This is a genomic window from Stenotrophomonas sp. a6 (genome assembly GCF_030913325.1).
GTDB lineage: Bacteria > Pseudomonadota > Gammaproteobacteria > Xanthomonadales > Xanthomonadaceae > Stenotrophomonas > Stenotrophomonas maltophilia.
The window spans coordinates 1,070,782-1,084,866 of the sequence record NZ_CP133161.1; the positions used below are offsets into that span (position 1 = coordinate 1,070,782).

General features: G+C 66.7%; 14 protein-coding genes. 9 read left to right on the forward strand and 5 right to left on the reverse strand.

Annotated features, from left to right (window positions below; translation table 11 throughout):
- The first annotated feature begins 95 nt into the window (after window positions 1-95).
- Both Q9Q79_RS04940 and Q9Q79_RS04945 read left to right on the forward strand, forming a co-directional pair.
- Window positions 96-1,073 carry a DUF4105 domain-containing protein gene (locus Q9Q79_RS04940; protein WP_044569600.1) on the forward strand — a complete coding sequence of 326 codons (978 nt, stop codon included), beginning with the start codon at window positions 96-98 and terminating at the stop codon, window positions 1,071-1,073.
- A complete protein-coding gene (locus Q9Q79_RS04945; protein ID WP_201861895.1) occupies window positions 1,070-3,091 on the forward strand; it encodes an alpha/beta hydrolase in 2,022 nt (673 codons plus the stop codon). The genes Q9Q79_RS04940 and Q9Q79_RS04945 overlap by 4 nt, the downstream gene beginning before the upstream one ends.
- 88 nt (window positions 3,092-3,179) lie before the next feature.
- On the opposite strand, the gene Q9Q79_RS04950 is transcribed toward Q9Q79_RS04945, so the two are convergent.
- Entirely contained in the window at window positions 3,180-4,601 is a 1,422-nt protein-coding gene (locus Q9Q79_RS04950; protein WP_049397187.1) for an MFS transporter, read from the reverse strand.
- A 29-nt stretch (window positions 4,602-4,630) separates the two neighbouring features.
- On the opposite strand from Q9Q79_RS04950, the gene soxR reads away from it, so the two are divergent.
- A complete protein-coding gene (gene soxR / locus Q9Q79_RS04955) occupies window positions 4,631-5,065 on the forward strand; it encodes a redox-sensitive transcriptional activator SoxR (RefSeq protein ID WP_005415534.1) in 435 nt (144 codons plus the stop codon).
- Between the two features lie 72 nt (window positions 5,066-5,137).
- Here the strand turns inward: soxR and Q9Q79_RS04960 are convergent, their stop codons facing one another.
- Window positions 5,138-5,740 carry a short chain dehydrogenase gene (locus Q9Q79_RS04960; protein WP_049397188.1) on the reverse strand — a complete coding sequence of 201 codons (603 nt, stop codon included), beginning with the start codon at window positions 5,738-5,740 and terminating at the stop codon, window positions 5,138-5,140.
- A gap of 98 nt (window positions 5,741-5,838) precedes the next feature.
- Here Q9Q79_RS04960 and Q9Q79_RS04965 point away from each other — a divergent pair, with 98 nt between their 5' ends.
- On the forward strand, window positions 5,839-6,714 hold the full coding sequence (locus Q9Q79_RS04965) for a LysR family transcriptional regulator (protein WP_060381038.1): 876 nt from the start codon (window positions 5,839-5,841) through the stop codon (window positions 6,712-6,714).
- Between the two features lie 176 nt (window positions 6,715-6,890).
- Here the strand turns inward: Q9Q79_RS04965 and proC are convergent, their stop codons facing one another.
- Complete coding sequence (gene proC / locus Q9Q79_RS04970; RefSeq protein ID WP_012479334.1) at window positions 6,891-7,712, reverse strand: pyrroline-5-carboxylate reductase; 822 nt, start codon at window positions 7,710-7,712, stop codon at window positions 6,891-6,893.
- 18 nt (window positions 7,713-7,730) lie between these two features.
- Entirely contained in the window at window positions 7,731-8,408 is a 678-nt protein-coding gene (locus Q9Q79_RS04975; protein ID WP_012479335.1) for a YggS family pyridoxal phosphate-dependent enzyme, read from the reverse strand.
- A gap of 87 nt (window positions 8,409-8,495) precedes the next feature.
- On the opposite strand from Q9Q79_RS04975, the gene Q9Q79_RS04980 reads away from it, so the two are divergent.
- The 3 genes from Q9Q79_RS04980 to Q9Q79_RS04990 all read left to right on the forward strand — a co-directional run bounded on the left by Q9Q79_RS04980 (window position 8,496) and on the right by Q9Q79_RS04990 (window position 11,967).
- Entirely contained in the window at window positions 8,496-9,533 is a 1,038-nt protein-coding gene (locus Q9Q79_RS04980) for a type IV pilus twitching motility protein PilT (RefSeq protein WP_004147099.1), read from the forward strand.
- A gap of 100 nt (window positions 9,534-9,633) precedes the next feature.
- Window positions 9,634-10,776: a PilT/PilU family type 4a pilus ATPase gene (locus Q9Q79_RS04985; RefSeq protein WP_005408369.1), complete on the forward strand. Its 1,143-nt coding sequence runs from the start codon at window positions 9,634-9,636 to the stop codon at window positions 10,774-10,776.
- A 207-nt stretch (window positions 10,777-10,983) separates the two neighbouring features.
- A complete protein-coding gene (locus Q9Q79_RS04990; protein WP_049397194.1) occupies window positions 10,984-11,967 on the forward strand; it encodes an aldo/keto reductase in 984 nt (327 codons plus the stop codon).
- Window positions 11,968-12,014: 47 nt separating this feature from the next.
- Here the strand turns inward: Q9Q79_RS04990 and Q9Q79_RS04995 are convergent, their stop codons facing one another.
- Window positions 12,015-12,914 (reverse strand): LysR family transcriptional regulator, encoded by a 900-nt coding sequence (locus Q9Q79_RS04995; protein WP_005412489.1) that lies wholly within the window; start codon window positions 12,912-12,914, stop codon window positions 12,015-12,017.
- Window positions 12,915-13,007: 93 nt separating this feature from the next.
- Between Q9Q79_RS04995 and Q9Q79_RS05000 the strand changes: the two genes are divergently transcribed.
- Window positions 13,008-13,217: a DUF4287 domain-containing protein gene (locus Q9Q79_RS05000; protein WP_005412490.1), complete on the forward strand. Its 210-nt coding sequence runs from the start codon at window positions 13,008-13,010 to the stop codon at window positions 13,215-13,217.
- Window positions 13,218-13,327: 110 nt separating this feature from the next.
- Window positions 13,328-14,035 carry a YitT family protein gene (locus tag Q9Q79_RS05005; RefSeq protein ID WP_014036228.1) on the forward strand — a complete coding sequence of 236 codons (708 nt, stop codon included), beginning with the start codon at window positions 13,328-13,330 and terminating at the stop codon, window positions 14,033-14,035.
- Window positions 14,036-14,085 lie beyond the last annotated feature (50 nt).

The window sequence follows — 14,085 nt, forward strand, 5'->3', positions numbered from 1 at the left end:
TGCCACGGTGAACCCGCTTGTGGCTAACTATGCGGCTTCAGGACCGCGACAGGATGCCAGTGAAAGCCGCAGGACGATGGATGACAGGAAGTGCCATGGCGCTGCTGGCGCTGTGGGTGACCGGGCTGCTGGCCTATCAGTTGCCGGGGCCGGGCTGGCTGGCTACCGGCGTCGCCGGGCTGTGGCTGCTGGTAGCGCTGTGGGTGTCGTGGCGGGTCGCGCGGGGCCGTGCCTCGCGCCGCCTGGGCCTGGCGTTCGGGGCATCGCTGGCGCTGGCCGGCCTGTGGTGGCTGCTGCTGACCCCGCGCCAGGACCGCGTGTGGGCCGATGACGTGGCCCAGCGCCTGCACGTGGTGTCTTTCGATGGCCGCCACGTCGTGCTGGACAACGTGCGTGATTTCAGCTGGCGCAGCGAAAACGACTACGACGCCCGCTGGGTGCGCCGCGAGTACGACCTGGACCAGTTGCGCTCGGCCGATCTGGTGCTGTCGTACTGGATGGGCCCGGCCATCGCCCACACCCTGATCTCGTTTGGTTTCGAGGACGGCCGCCACGTGGTGTTCTCGCTGGAGATCCGCAAGGAGCGCGGTGAATCGTTCTCTGCGCTGGGCGGCTTCTTCCGCAAGTTCGAGATGACCCTGGTAGCTTCGGAGGAGACCGACATCATCCGCACCCGCACCAACGCGCGCGGCGAGGATGTCTACCTGTACCGGCTGCATGGCATGAACCGCGCACAGCTGAAGGAACTGTTCGCTGCGTACATCGCGCAGGCCCGCGAACTGGATGCCAAGCCCGGCTTCTACAACACGCTGACCAGCAACTGCACCACCATCGTCTTCGACCTGGCCCGGCACATCGCACCGCGCCTGCCGCTGGATTACCGCCTGCTGCTGTCCGGTTACCTGGCCGAGTACGCGCAGGAGGTCGGCGCGCTCGCTCCAGGTGTGCCGTACGCCGAGCTGCATGACAAGGGCCGCATCACCCAGCGTGCGCTGGACCTGGGCAGCGGCGACCACTTCTCCACCGTAATCCGCCAGGGCGTGCCCGGCACCGAGCAGGACCCGCAGCAATGACCCGATTCCTCCCACGCCGCTGGCAGCGCCTGCTGCCGGTGTTGTTCGCTGCCTCCCTGCTGCTGGGTAGCAGCGGTTGCGCGATGGTTACCGTCAAGCAGGTCAAGTCCAGCGATTCGCTGGTCAACAAGCGTGCCGACGTGCTCAACACGGGCAAGCTCAGCCCGGCCGCGCGCGAGACGCTCAGCGCGGCAGGCCTGGACGAGTCGCAGTGCGAAAAGGACTTCCTGGTCTGCCGCAGCACGCTGCTGATGACCGACGACCTCAATGTCGAGCAGCGGTTGTCGGCGCTGTCCGAACTGTGGGTGAAGGCCGCGCTGGCGATGACGCCGAAGAAGACGGCTGCCGGCGATCCGCCGATGAGCGATGCGGCGTTGGATGCCTGGCTGGAAGCGGCGCGCTATGCCTATGCCTACCTGTTCTACAGCGGCCGCTCACCGTCCGACCGTGCCTTCGAGGACCGCCAGACGCAGGTGCGCGACTATTACAACTACGCGGCCGAGAAGGCGGCAGTGGTGCTGTTCGTGCGCGCACGCGCCGCTGCGCTGGCCGGCGAGGACTACACGAAGCCGCTCACGGTCGGCAGCTGGTCGCTGGCCTCCAACTACCAGCAGCTGAACCTGAAGAGCATTCCCGCGCAGCTGGTGCCGGCCGGCACGGTCAGCTTCGTCGGCCTGCGCAGTACCTATCGCCGCGATGGCTTCGGTGCCGAGCTGGTGATGGTGATGGACCCGCCGAAGCTGGTTGCACCGGTGATCGCACCCGAGGGCCCCAAGGCCGAGACACCGCAGGAGGATGAGGACGACGCACGCCGTGGCCGCCGTCATCGCCATGACGATTCGGTGCCCGAGTTCAGCGAGATGTCTTCGATCAACGTCACCGCACTGCTGCGCTTCGAGGGCAGCAACCTGGACGATGTGATGCGCACGCGCCGGGTCGAGCTGGACGCTTATTCGCCCGAAGCCACCGAGCGCATCACCCTGCATGGCGAGCAGGTGCCGCTGGCCGGCAACTTCACCGCCGCCTATGGCCTGTGGCTGGCGCAGAGCGGTTTCGCCCGGCAATCGCTGCGCACCCTGTTCGGCATGAGCGAGGGCATCGGCGAACCGCACATCTACCTGATGCAGCCGTGGGACCCGAATCGTCGCATCATCTTCATGCTGCACGGCCTGGCCAGCAGCCCGGAAGCCTGGGTGAACCTGGCCAACGAGATCATGGGCGACCCCGAGCTGCGCCAGCAGTTCCAGGTGTGGCAGGTCTACTACCCGACCAATGCGCCGATCGCGTTGAACCGCTACGAGATCGCCAATGCATTCAACGACACGCTGAAGCACTTCGATCCCAACGGCAGCACGCGTGCATCGAAGGACATGGTCTACATCGGCCACAGCATGGGCGGCGTGTTGGCGCGCCTGCTGGTCAGTGACTCGGGCGACGTACTGTGGAATGACCTGCTGGCCAACTACGACCTGAAGGGCGAGCGCCTGAAGCGGGTGCAGAACAAGCTGGGGCCGTTGCTGCATTTCAAGGCGCAGCCGAACGTGGAACGCGCGATCTTCATCGCCGCGCCGCACCAGGGCACCGACATTGCCGGCAACAAGGTCGGGCGCCTGATCGGTCGCCTGGTACGCCTGCCGCTGACCATCCTCGGCAAATTCGAGGATGTGTTCCTGGCACTGGCGCAGGCCGAACAGCAGGTCGATGGCACGGCCAAGCCGAAGATTCCGAACAGCATCGACAACCTCAAGGCCAGCGATCCGTTCGTGAAGGCCGCCGCACAGCTGCCGATCGAAGCGGGCCTGAAGTACCACTCGATCATCGCCCAGCGCAAACCGGAACTGCCGGTGGACAAATCCGATGACGGGCTGGTGCCGTACTGGAGTGCGCACCTGCCGGGTGCATTGTCCGAGAAGGTGATCATCTCCGGCCACAGCGTGCAGGAGACCCCGCAGGCGGTGCTGGAAGTGCGGCGCATCCTGCATCGGGACATCGATGATGTGGGGGCCGGTACGCGGTAATGCCGGCCCCTGGCCGTCATCATCTGGACATTCCAGCGTTCGTGAGGTTGCCGGCCAGCGGCCGGCACTACCGCGATGCGCGGCGGCGCTACACCCGTCGCGCGATCACCGTGGCCAACAGCGCAAGGCCGAAGGTGATGGCCAGGCACAGCAGGTAGCCGGTGTGCGGGGTGCTTTCCACGAACAACGCGAACAATGCGCCGGAGACCGCCAGCGCGGTGGTCACCGACAGGGCCTCGCTCAGCTGCAGTGCCGAGGTGTTGGCACCTTGCTCCCGCGGCGCCGACAACGACAGCGTCAACACCGACAGGCTGGCGTAGATCATGCCCATACCGAAGCCGGTCACGGCCCAGCCGAGCAGCGACACCGGCAGTGGCACTACGTTGAACAGCACGGCCAGCGTGGCGGCGATGCCGACCGTCATCATCATCGTGCCGGCGCGCAGCAGCTGCTGGCGTGACCAGCCACGCTGCTGGTGGCCCTGCAGCCACGAGCCGGCGAACCAGCCCAGCGCACCGAGGCTGAGCACTGCGCCGGCCCAGCTGGGCGAGAGCCCGCGTTCGCGCTGTAGCAGCAGGGGCAGATAGGCCTCGCAGGCGAAGAACGCCGCCGCAGCGATGCCGCGCAGTGCGATCACGCTGGGCAGGCCACGGCGCAGGATCAGGGTTCCGGCCGGCAGCAGCCGATGCACACAGAGCAACAGCGCCAGCATCGCCACACCGATGCAGAGCAGGGCAGGCAGGCCCTGTTGCTGACCGCCGAAGTACAGCAGCAACGCGGCCAGCGAGGCACCACTGGCCCAGCGCACCACGTTGCCACGCCCATCGTCGGCGGTGCTGGCGGGACTGGGCTGCATGCGTGCCAGCGCGGGGCGCAGCAGCAGTGCCGCCGGTATCGCCAGCAGTGGTACCGCCAGGAACACCCAGCGCCAGCCGAGATGCTGCACGATCAGCCCGCTCAACGCCGGGCCGACCATCGAAGGCACCACCCAACCGGCCGAGAACGCGGCGAACACCTTCGGTCGCAGGTGTTCGGGGTAGCTGCGGCCAACCATCACGTACAGCGAGACCGAAATCGCGCCCGCGCCCAGGCCCTGCATCAGGCGCCCGGCCACCAGCATGCCCATGCGCGTCGCAAAGCCGGCCAGCAGCAGGCCCAGCACGAAGCAGCCGAGGCCGTGCCAGAGTGGCCGCGCAGGGCCGTGGCGATCGGCCCAGCGACCGGCCAGGGTCATGCCGATCACACTGGTGGCCAGGGTGCCGCCAAAAGCCAGCGCGTACAGGCGCAGGCCATCGAGTGCTTCGGCCACGGTGGGCATCGCGGCCGCGACGGCCAGTGCTTCGAAGGCGTGCAGCGCGACCAGCGCGACCATGCCGATGGTCGTGGCGCGGTAACGCGCGGACAGGATCGACGTTTCAGCCGGCAGGCCGGTGTCAGTGGGAGAGAGGGTCGGGGTCATACAGGTCAGATACGGGCCGCGCTTGTCAACTGGCGGCGAAGATAGCAGCATGCCACCTCAACTGTAGTTGAGGTCAAGCAATGGCATCCCAGGAACTCAGCGTTGGCGAGGTCTCCCAGCGCAGTGGCGTGGCCGTTTCCGCGCTGCATTTCTACGAGCGCAAGGGGCTGATCAGCAGTCTGCGCACCTCGGGCAACCAACGCCGTTACAGCCGCGACGTGCTCCGCCGGCTGGCGGTGATCCGCGTGGCGCAGCGGGTGGGCATGCCACTGGAAGCGGTCGGCCGCGCCTTCGAGAGCCTGCCTGAAGGCCGCGCGCCGACCAAGGCCGACTGGGCCAAGCTGTCCGCGCGCTGGCGCACCGAGCTGGAAGAGCGCATCCACATGCTGCAGCTGCTGCGCGATGAACTGACCGGCTGCATCGGCTGTGGCTGCCTGTCGCTGCAGCATTGCCGCCTGGCCAACCCCGGCGATGTGCTTGGCGAACGCGGCGACGGCCCGATGCGCTGGGAATGACCCGCGAAAAGGGGACGGAGGGGATTATGTCGTTTGTGCATTGACGACTTGATCCCCTCCGTCCCTTTTTTCTTACCAGACCGTGATCGTCTCGCCGCTCTGGATGCCTTCCACTGCACGCTTGAAGGCCAGCGCCGCGCGCTGCGCGCTCACCGCTTCAAAGCCCGGGAAGTAGGGTCCGTAGGCCGCCATCGATTCGATCAGCACGTTCGGGCTGACCACGTTGATGCGCAGGCCACGCGGCAGCAGTTCCAACGCGGCGGCACGCACGAAGCCTTCCAGCGCGGCATTCACCGAGGTGGCGTTGACGCCATCGCGGATCGGCTGTGCACTGACGATGCCGCTGGTCAGGGTGATCGAGCCGCCGGCGTTGAGATGGTGCTGCGCCGCCAGTGCCAGCCGCACCTGGCCCAGCAGCTTGTCCTGCAGGCCGAGGTTGAACTGCGCCGGCGTCATGTCCTGCAGCGGACCGAAGTGCAGCTTGCCGGCGGTGGAAATCACCGCATCAACCGGGCCGGTACGCGAGAACAGTTCGGCGACGCTGGCGTCGTCGGTCAGGTCCACGCGCAGTTCGCCACTGTTGCGGCCGGCGGCGAGAATCTGATGCTGTTGGCCGAGCTGGCGGGCGACTGCCTGGCCGAGGGTGCCGCTGGCACCAACGAGGAGGATCTTCATGGCCGTTCCTTGTGTGAGGGAGTGAACGCAGTCTGCGCCGTCACAGCGGGGTTAGGTAAGCGGCGTATGCTTTGCAGATTCCTAACTCCGGATTAGCAATGGATACCCTTCGCTGCATGCAGGCTTTCGTCGCGGTAGCCGAGTGCGGCAGCTTTGCAGGGGCCGCTGAACAGCTGCAGGTCTCGGCGGTGATGGTCGGCAAGTACATCCAGCAGCTGGAGGCGCACCTGGGCACCGGGTTGCTGCAACGGAACACCCGCCGCCAGCGCCTGACCGAAGCCGGCAGCGCCTACCTGGCCGGGTGCCGGCAGGTGCTGGAGCAGGTGCAGCAGGCCGAGGCCGACGTGGCTGGACTGCAGGTGCAACCGCGCGGGCTGCTGCGGGTCAGCGCACCCACCACCTGGGGCAGCTGCGTGCTGGCGCCACAGCTCGCCGGCCTGCTGCGCGCGCAGCCGCAGCTGAACGTCGAACTGGATCTGAGCAACCGCCGTGTGGATCTGATCGAGGACGGCTTCGACGTGGCGATCCGGGTCGGGCCGCTGCCGTCGCAGGAGGTGGTGGCGCGGCCGCTGCCACCGTATGCGATGAGCCTGTGCGCGGCGCCGTCCTACCTGCGCCGGCGCGGCACGCCGCGTACGCCCGCCGATCTGGAAGGGCATGACTGCCTGAGCCATCTGGCCTGGCGCGGTGGCCACGGCTGGCAGCTGGCCAACGGTGAACAGGTGGACTGGGAAGCGCGCCTGACCTGCAATGATGGTGTTGCACTGCGCGAAGCCGCCGTGGCCGGAGCCGGGCTGGTGCTGCAGCCGACCGCACTGCTGGCCGGGGAGATTGCAGCCGGGCGGTTGAAGCCGCTGCTGCGCGACTACCTGCCCGAACCGCGGCCGATGCACCTGATCTACCTGCCCGACCGCAGACCGCGCCCGCGGTTGCAGTGCTTCGTCGATTTCGTCATGACGACGTTGGGGCAATGAGCATCCACGCCATGCGTGGATGATGGTGGGTGCCGACCGTTGGTCGGCACACATCGGGGGCAATCATTCACCGCAGACAGCAGAGCACCGTGCATTCCAGCGGCGACAGGTATCAATAGATCCACGCCATGCGTGGATGATGGTAGGTGCCGACCATTGGTCGGCACACATCGGGGTCAATCATTCACCGCAGACAGTTCCTGCCCACGCACCTGCGCAGCGCGCAGTGCCGTATCCACCAGAGCCTCGAAGCCACCGGCCTGGAAGCTCTCGATCGCGGCCTGGGTGGTGCCGTTGGGCGAGGTCACGCGGCGGCGCAGTTCTGCCGGGCTTTCACCAGCCTCATCCAGCATGCGCGAGGCACCCAGCAGGGTCTGCACCACCAGCGTGCGCGCGGCGTCGGCCGGCAGGCCCTGGGCAATACCCGCCGCTTCCATCGCTTCGGCCAGCAGGAACACATAGGCCGGGCCGCTGCCGGAAACGGCAGTCACTGAATCCATCAGCCCCTCGCTGTCGATCCACACCGTGCGCCCGGCACTGGCCAGCACCTGCTCGGCCCGCGCGTGCTGCTGCGTGTCCACCGACGGTGTGGCGAACAGGCCGGTCACACCTGCGCCGAGCAGGGCAGGGGTGTTCGGCATCGCGCGCACCACTGCCAGGTCGCCCCCCAGCCAACGCTGCAGCTGCGCACTGGTGATGCCGGCGGCAATCGACACCACCAGCGGTCGGCTCGCCTGTGCCAGCGCCTGCAGAGACTGGCAGACCTCGCGCAGCACCTGCGGCTTCACCGCCAGCAGCCAGGTGCCACCCTGCGCGGCGGCATCGCTCGCGTTGTCATGCACCTGCACGCCGAAGTCGGCGGCCAGCGCCTGGCGCAGTTCGGCCACCGGTTCGGCGACGTGGATGTGCGCGGCCGGCACGCCCTGGCGGATCAGGCCGGCGATCAGGCTGCGCGCCATGTTGCCGCCGCCGATGAAGGTGATGGAATCAGCTGCCATGGAAGTCTCCTTGAAAAATCAGGCCGGGCGCGGGCGCGCGCCGAACAGGGCGGTGCCGATGCGCACCAGGGTGGCGCCCTCGGCGATGGCTTCGGCGTAGTCGCTGCTCATGCCCATCGACAGCGTGTCGATCTGCGCGTGCTGGGCAGCCAGCGACTGGAAAAGTGTGCGCATGCGCACGAATGCATCCCGACGCCGCTCGGCTTCGGGCCATGGCGCGGGAATCGCCATCAGTCCGCGCAGGCGCAGGGTGGGTTCGGCGGCAATCGCTGCGGCCAGTGCATCCACTTCCTCCGGTGCACAGCCATGCTTGCTGGATTCGTCGTCGATGTTGACCTGGATCAGCACGTTCAGCGGGCCTCGCGCGGCCGGGCGATGGCGTGCCAGCGCGGTCACCAGCTTGGGGCGGTCCACGCTCTGCACCCAGTCGAAATGGCTGGCCACGGCCTCGGCCTTGTTCGACTGCAGGTGGCCGATCAGGTGCCATTCCAGCGCCAGGTGCTGCAGCGCCTGCATCTTGGCCAGTGCTTCCTGCACGTAGTTCTCGCCGAAGGCGTGCTGGCCCTGCGCGGCCAGCGCGGCCACGGACTCGGCCGGCTGGGTCTTGGACACCGCCAGCAGGCGTGGGTCGGGCCTGCCAGCGGCCTCGGCGGCGGCATGCAGGTTGCTCAGGATCTGGGGCAGGGGAGTGGCCACGTAACGCGTTCCGTTGAATCAGGAGGCTATACTGCCGCCCGGGGAAAGATCCTTCCAGTCGAAGCCGTTATTGGGGAGTAGCCGCTCATGGATATCGCCGAACTGCTGGCGTTTTCCGTAAAGAACAAAGCGTCCGACCTGCACCTGTCCGCAGGCCTGCCGCCGATGATCCGCGTCGACGGCGACGTTCGCCGGATCAACATCCCAGCCCTGGACCACAAGCAGGTCCATGCGCTGGTGTACGACATCATGTCCGACAAGCAGCGCCGCGATTACGAGGAATTCCTCGAAGTGGACTTCTCCTTCGAGATTCCATCGCTGGCGCGCTTCCGAGTTAACGCGTTCAACCAGAATCGTGGCGCTGGTGCGGTGTTCCGTACCATTCCGTCGGAGGTGCTCACCCTCGAGGACCTGGCCTGCCCGCCGCTGTTCCGCGAAGTGATCCAGCAGCCGCAGGGCCTGATCCTGGTAACCGGCCCGACCGGTTCGGGCAAGTCGACCACGCTGGCGGCGATGATCGACTACATCAACAAGAACGAGTACGGCCACATCCTCACCGTCGAGGATCCGATCGAATTCGTGCATACCTCGCAGAAGTGCCTGATCAACCAGCGCGAAGTGCACCGCGACACGCATGGCTTCAATGAAGCACTGCGCTCGGCGCTGCGTGAGGACCCGGACATCATTCTGGTGGGCGAACTTCGTGACCTGGAAACCATCCGCCTGGCACTGACCGCAGCGGAAACCGGCCACCTGGTGTTCGGCACCCTGCACACCAGTTCGGCGGCCAAGACCATCGACCGCATCATCGACGTGTTCCCGGCCGGCGAAAAGCCGATGGTGCGCTCGATGTTGTCCGAGTCGTTGCGTGCGGTCATTTCGCAGGCGCTGCTGAAGAAGGTTGGCGGCGGTCGTACCGCAGCGTGGGAAATCATGGTCGGCACCCCGGCCATCCGCAACCTGATCCGCGAGGACAAGGTGGCGCAGATGTACTCGGCCATCCAGACTGGCCAGCAGTACGGCATGATGACCCTGGACCAGCACCTGCAGGACCTGGTCAAGCGCAGCCTGATCACCCGAAACCAGGCCCGTGAGTACGCCAAGGACAAGCGCCTGTTCGAGTAAGGCGGGGCAGTAACGGGGCAGCGTGCGCCAGTGCGCTGCTGTTCCCGTGTTGTTTCCTCCACCGACCGTTACCTGGTAAACCGCTTTCCGGGAGCCTGCCGTGAACACCACCGCGACCACCATCGATTTCACTTCGTTCCTCAAGCTGATGGCGCACCAGCGCGCCTCGGACCTGTTCATCACTGCGGGCATGCCGCCGGCGATGAAGGTCAACGGCAAGATCTCGCCGATCACGCAGACCCCGCTCACGCCGCAGCAGAGCCGCGACCTGGTCCTCAACGTGATGACCCCGGCGCAGCGCGAGGAATTCGAGAAGACCCACGAATGCAACTTCGCCATCGGCCTGTCCGGTGTCGGCCGCTTCCGCGTCAGCTGCTTCTACCAGCGCAACCAGGTCGGCATGGTGCTGCGTCGCATCGAGACGCGCATCCCGACGGTGGAAGAACTGAGCTTGCCGCCGATTATCAAGACGCTGGCGATGACCAAGCGCGGCATCATCCTGTTCGTCGGTGCCACCGGTACCGGTAAATCGACCTCGCTGGCAGCGATGATCGGTTACCGCAACCAGAACTCGACCGGCCACATCATCACCATCGAAGATCCGATCGAGTTCGTGCACAAGCACGAGGGCTGCATCATCACCCAGCGCGAAGTCGGCATCGATACCGACAGCTGGGAAGCCGCGCTGAAGAACACCCTGCGCCAGGCGCCGGACGTGATCATGATCGGTGAGGTGCGTACCCGCGAAGGCATGGACCACGCCATCGCGTTCGCCGAAACCGGCCACCTGGTGCTGTGCACCCTGCATGCCAACAACGCCAACCAGGCGATGGACCGCATCGTCAATTTCTTCCCGGAAGACCGCCGCAACCAGCTGCTGATGGACCTGTCGCTGAATCTCAAGGGCGTGGTCGCGCAGCAGCTGGTGCCGTCGCCCGATGGCCGCTCGCGCAAGGTGGCGATGGAGATCCTGCTGGGCACGCCGCTGGTGCAGGACTACATCCGCGACGGCGAGATCCACAAGCTGAAGGAAGTGATGAAGGACTCGGTCCAGCTGGGCATGAAGACCTTCGACCAGAGCCTGTTCGAGCTGTACCAGGCCGGCGAGATCAGCTACGAGGACGCGCTGCGTTACGCCGATTCGCAGAACGAAGTGCGCCTGCGCATCAAGCTCAGCCAGGGCGGCGACGCACGCACGCTGTCACAGGGCCTGGATGGCGTGGAGATCTCCGAGATCCGGTGACCTGCGACTCTGTAGAGTCGACTGTCAGTCGACTCTCGCGCGCAGCGCGGGATTTTCCCGGCCGGTGAAAGAGCAGTCGACTAACAGTCGACTCTACCGGGCGCGTTGGCGATTGATGAATTCCAGTCATGACCAACTGCAATGCTGCCCATTCAATCGGCGGCCCCTGCAGGCGTATCGTCAGCGTTCCCCCTCTGGAGCACCACGATGCAGACACGTGAACTCGGCCGCAGCGGCCTGAAGGTTTCCGCCTTGGGCCTGGGTTGCATGGGCCTGACCCATGCCTATGGCCAGCCGGTCGAGCGCAGCCAGGGCATCGCCCTGCTGCACGCTGCCGTTGAACGCGGCGTGACCTTCTTCGACACCGCCGAAGTGTACGGCCCGTACACCAATGAAGACTTGCTCGGTGAGGCTCTGGCGCCTTACCGCGACAAGCTGGTGATCGCCACCAAGTTCGGCTTCAGGGATGCGCGGACCGATACCGGCCTGGACAGCCGCCCCGAGAACATCCGCGCCGTGGCCGAAGCCAGTCTCAAGCGCCTGCGCACCGACCATATCGACCTGTTCTACCAGCACCGTGTCGACCCGAACGTGCCGATCGAGGACGTGGCCGGCACCGTGCGCGACCTGATCGCCGAGGGCAAGGTCGGCCACTTCGGCCTGTCCGAGGCCAGCGCCACCACCGTGCGCCGTGCGCACGCGGTGCAGCCGGTCACCGCCGTGCAGAGCGAGTACTCGCTGTGGTGGCGCGAACCGGAGCGCGAACTGCTGCCGACCCTGCAGGAGCTGGGCATCGGCTTCGTGCCATTCAGCCCGCTTGGCCGCGGCTTCCTCACCGGCACGATCAACGCCGACACCACCTTCGACGCCAACGATTTCCGCAACAGCGTGCCGCGTTTCGAAGTGGACGCCCGCCGCGCCAACCAGGCGCTGGTGGATCGCATCAGTACGATTGCTGCATCACGCGGCGCGACCCCGGCGCAGGTGGCGCTGGCCTGGCTGCTGGCGCAGGCGCCGTGGATCGTGCCGATTCCGGGCACCACCAAGATCCACCGCCTGGAAGAGAACCTGGGCGCGGCTGACCTGCAGCTGGCGCCGGAAGAGCTGCAGCGCATCGCGCAGGCGCTGGATGAAGTGTCGATCGTCGGTGAGCGCTACAACGCCCAGCGTGCGGCGCAAGCCAAGGGCTGATCACCGGGTGCGGACCGAGGTGGGTGCGGACCGTTGGTCCGCACACCTCATCCAGCCATCGGCCCGCGCAGCGCATCCAGCACCGTGCGCATCGCCACCGTGACGTGGCGGCGCGACGGGTAGTACGCGTAGTAGCCATCGAAGTGCGGGCACCAGTCGTCCAGTACCGACTGCAGGCGGCCATCGTCCAGCATCGGCTGCACCTGGTCTTCCGGCAGCCAGGCCAGTCCGCTGCCGGCCAGCGCAGCGGCGCGGGTCATGCCCATGGTGTTGAAGGTCCACTGGCCGCTCACACGCACGCTCAGTTCGTTGCCGTCCTGGCCGAAATCCCACGGCATCAGCCCGCCATGCGTGGGCAGGCGCAGGGTCACGCAGTTGTGGTCTGCCAGCTCGTCCGGATGGCGTGGGACCACGTGCTGGCGGAAGTAGCCGGGTGCACCGACCACGCGCATGCGCAGCGGCGGGCTGATCGGCACGGCGACCATGTCGCGGGCCAGGCGTTCGCCGAGGCGGATGCCGATGTCGTAGCGCTCGGCCACGATGTCGGCCAGCCCATAGTCGGCGGCCAGTTCCACCTTCAAATCCGGATACTGCTGCAGCAGCGGCGCCAGCCGTGGCCACGCGATGTACTCGGCGGCATGGCCGGTGGCATTGATGCGGATGGTGCCGGCCGGGCGTTCACGGTATTCGGCCAGCGCGGCCAGTCCGTCCTCGATCTCGGCCAGGCGCGGGCCCAGGGTGTCGAGCAGGCGGGCACCGGCTTCGGTGGTGGACACGCTGCGGGTGGTGCGGGTCAGCAGGCGCACGCCCAGGCGCTGTTCCAGGCCGCGCATGGCATGGCTGAGCGCGGACTGGGACACGCCCAGCTGGGCGGCGGCCTTGGTGAAGCTGCCCTCGCGGGCAACGTGGACGAAGGCCTGCAGGTCGTTGAGGTTTTCGCGGGGCATGACGGGATGATACGGCTCCCGGATTGAACGGACCTGTCGATTTCCGGCTCCCCTGTTCGTCGTACCGGTACATCCAACGCAAGGAGCTTCCGCATGAGCACTGAAAAGCCCAAGGGCCCGGCCTCGTATTTCCCCTCCATCGAGAAGACCTACGGGCAGCCGGTGGCGCACTGGTTCGGGCTGCTGGCCGGGAAGAAGGGCCTGAAACACATGGAACTGGTCAGCTTCCTGAAAAGTGAGCATGGGCTGGGCCATGGCCATGCCAACGCGCTGGTGGCGCACCATCTGGCCGGCAAGGGCTGAGCAGCGGCGGGCCGGAGATCGGGCGGGGCGCATTCAGCTGAACCATTTCATCTGCAACTGTCATGCAGATCGTGTCTAATACCGCTCCCCACCTGCTGTTCCCCACCCGTATGTCCCTTCCCTCCCATGGCCCCGCGCCGTGCGACGACGCTGACGGCCACCTGGTCACCGCCGGTCCGCTGACCCCGCCGCCCGACAGCGCCGGCACCACCGCCGACGAAAAAGCCCTGCGCCACTCGATCGCCGAGGACGTGCAAGGCATGGTGCTGGCCACGATGGTGGCTTCGCTGGGCCTGGCCATCTTCGCCAAGGGCGGGCTGATGATCGGCGGCATGGCGGGCATGGCCTTCCTGCTGCACTACGCGATGGGCTGGAACTTCGGCCTGGTGTTCGTGCTGGTCAACCTGCCGTTCTACTGGGTGGCGCTGCGGCGCATGGGCTGGGAATTCACCCTGAAGACCTTCGCCGCGGTCACCGCCTGTGGCGTGCTGACCGACCTGCTGCCGCGCTGGATCGACTTCTCGCACATCAACCCGCTGTATTCGGCGATCGTTGGCGGTGCGTTGTCCGGCCTGGGCATCCTGTTCTTCATCCGCCATCGTGCCAGTCTCGGCGGCATCGGCATCCTGGCGGTGTACCTGCAGCGCACCCGCGGCTGGAGCGCGGGCAAGGTGCAGATGTCCTACGACGCCTGCCTGATGGTGGCCGCGTTCTTCGTGTTGTCGCCGTCGAAGGTGCTGTACTCGGCCATCGGCGCGGTGGTGCTCAGCCTAGTGCTGATGTTCAACCACCGCCCCGGCCGCTACATGGGCGTGTGACCGTTCAACGGGGTTGCCGGCCAGCGGCCGGCACTACCGGAACCCACGCG

What these genes read in the sequence shown, in the direction of transcription:
- Q9Q79_RS04940 (WP_044569600.1), top strand. Translation starts at nt 96, where the DNA reads ATGGCGCTGCTGGCGCTGTGGGTGACCGGGCTGCTGGCCTATCAGTTG.
- Q9Q79_RS04945 (WP_201861895.1), top strand. Translation starts at nt 1,070, where the DNA reads ATGACCCGATTCCTCCCACGCCGCTGGCAGCGCCTGCTGCCGGTGTTG.
- Q9Q79_RS04950 (WP_049397187.1), bottom strand. Translation starts at nt 4,601, where the DNA reads ATGCTGCTATCTTCGCCGCCAGTTGACAAGCGCGGCCCGTATCTGACC.
- soxR (WP_005415534.1), top strand. Translation starts at nt 4,631, where the DNA reads ATGGCATCCCAGGAACTCAGCGTTGGCGAGGTCTCCCAGCGCAGTGGC.
- Q9Q79_RS04960 (WP_049397188.1), bottom strand. Translation starts at nt 5,740, where the DNA reads ATGAAGATCCTCCTCGTTGGTGCCAGCGGCACCCTCGGCCAGGCAGTC.
- Q9Q79_RS04965 (WP_060381038.1), top strand. Translation starts at nt 5,839, where the DNA reads ATGGATACCCTTCGCTGCATGCAGGCTTTCGTCGCGGTAGCCGAGTGC.
- proC (WP_012479334.1), bottom strand. Translation starts at nt 7,712, where the DNA reads ATGGCAGCTGATTCCATCACCTTCATCGGCGGCGGCAACATGGCGCGC.
- Q9Q79_RS04980 (WP_004147099.1), top strand. Translation starts at nt 8,496, where the DNA reads ATGGATATCGCCGAACTGCTGGCGTTTTCCGTAAAGAACAAAGCGTCC.
- Q9Q79_RS04990 (WP_049397194.1), top strand. Translation starts at nt 10,984, where the DNA reads ATGCAGACACGTGAACTCGGCCGCAGCGGCCTGAAGGTTTCCGCCTTG.
- Q9Q79_RS04995 (WP_005412489.1), bottom strand. Translation starts at nt 12,914, where the DNA reads ATGCCCCGCGAAAACCTCAACGACCTGCAGGCCTTCGTCCACGTTGCC.
- Q9Q79_RS05000 (WP_005412490.1), top strand. Translation starts at nt 13,008, where the DNA reads ATGAGCACTGAAAAGCCCAAGGGCCCGGCCTCGTATTTCCCCTCCATC.
- Q9Q79_RS05005 (WP_014036228.1), top strand. Translation starts at nt 13,328, where the DNA reads ATGTCCCTTCCCTCCCATGGCCCCGCGCCGTGCGACGACGCTGACGGC.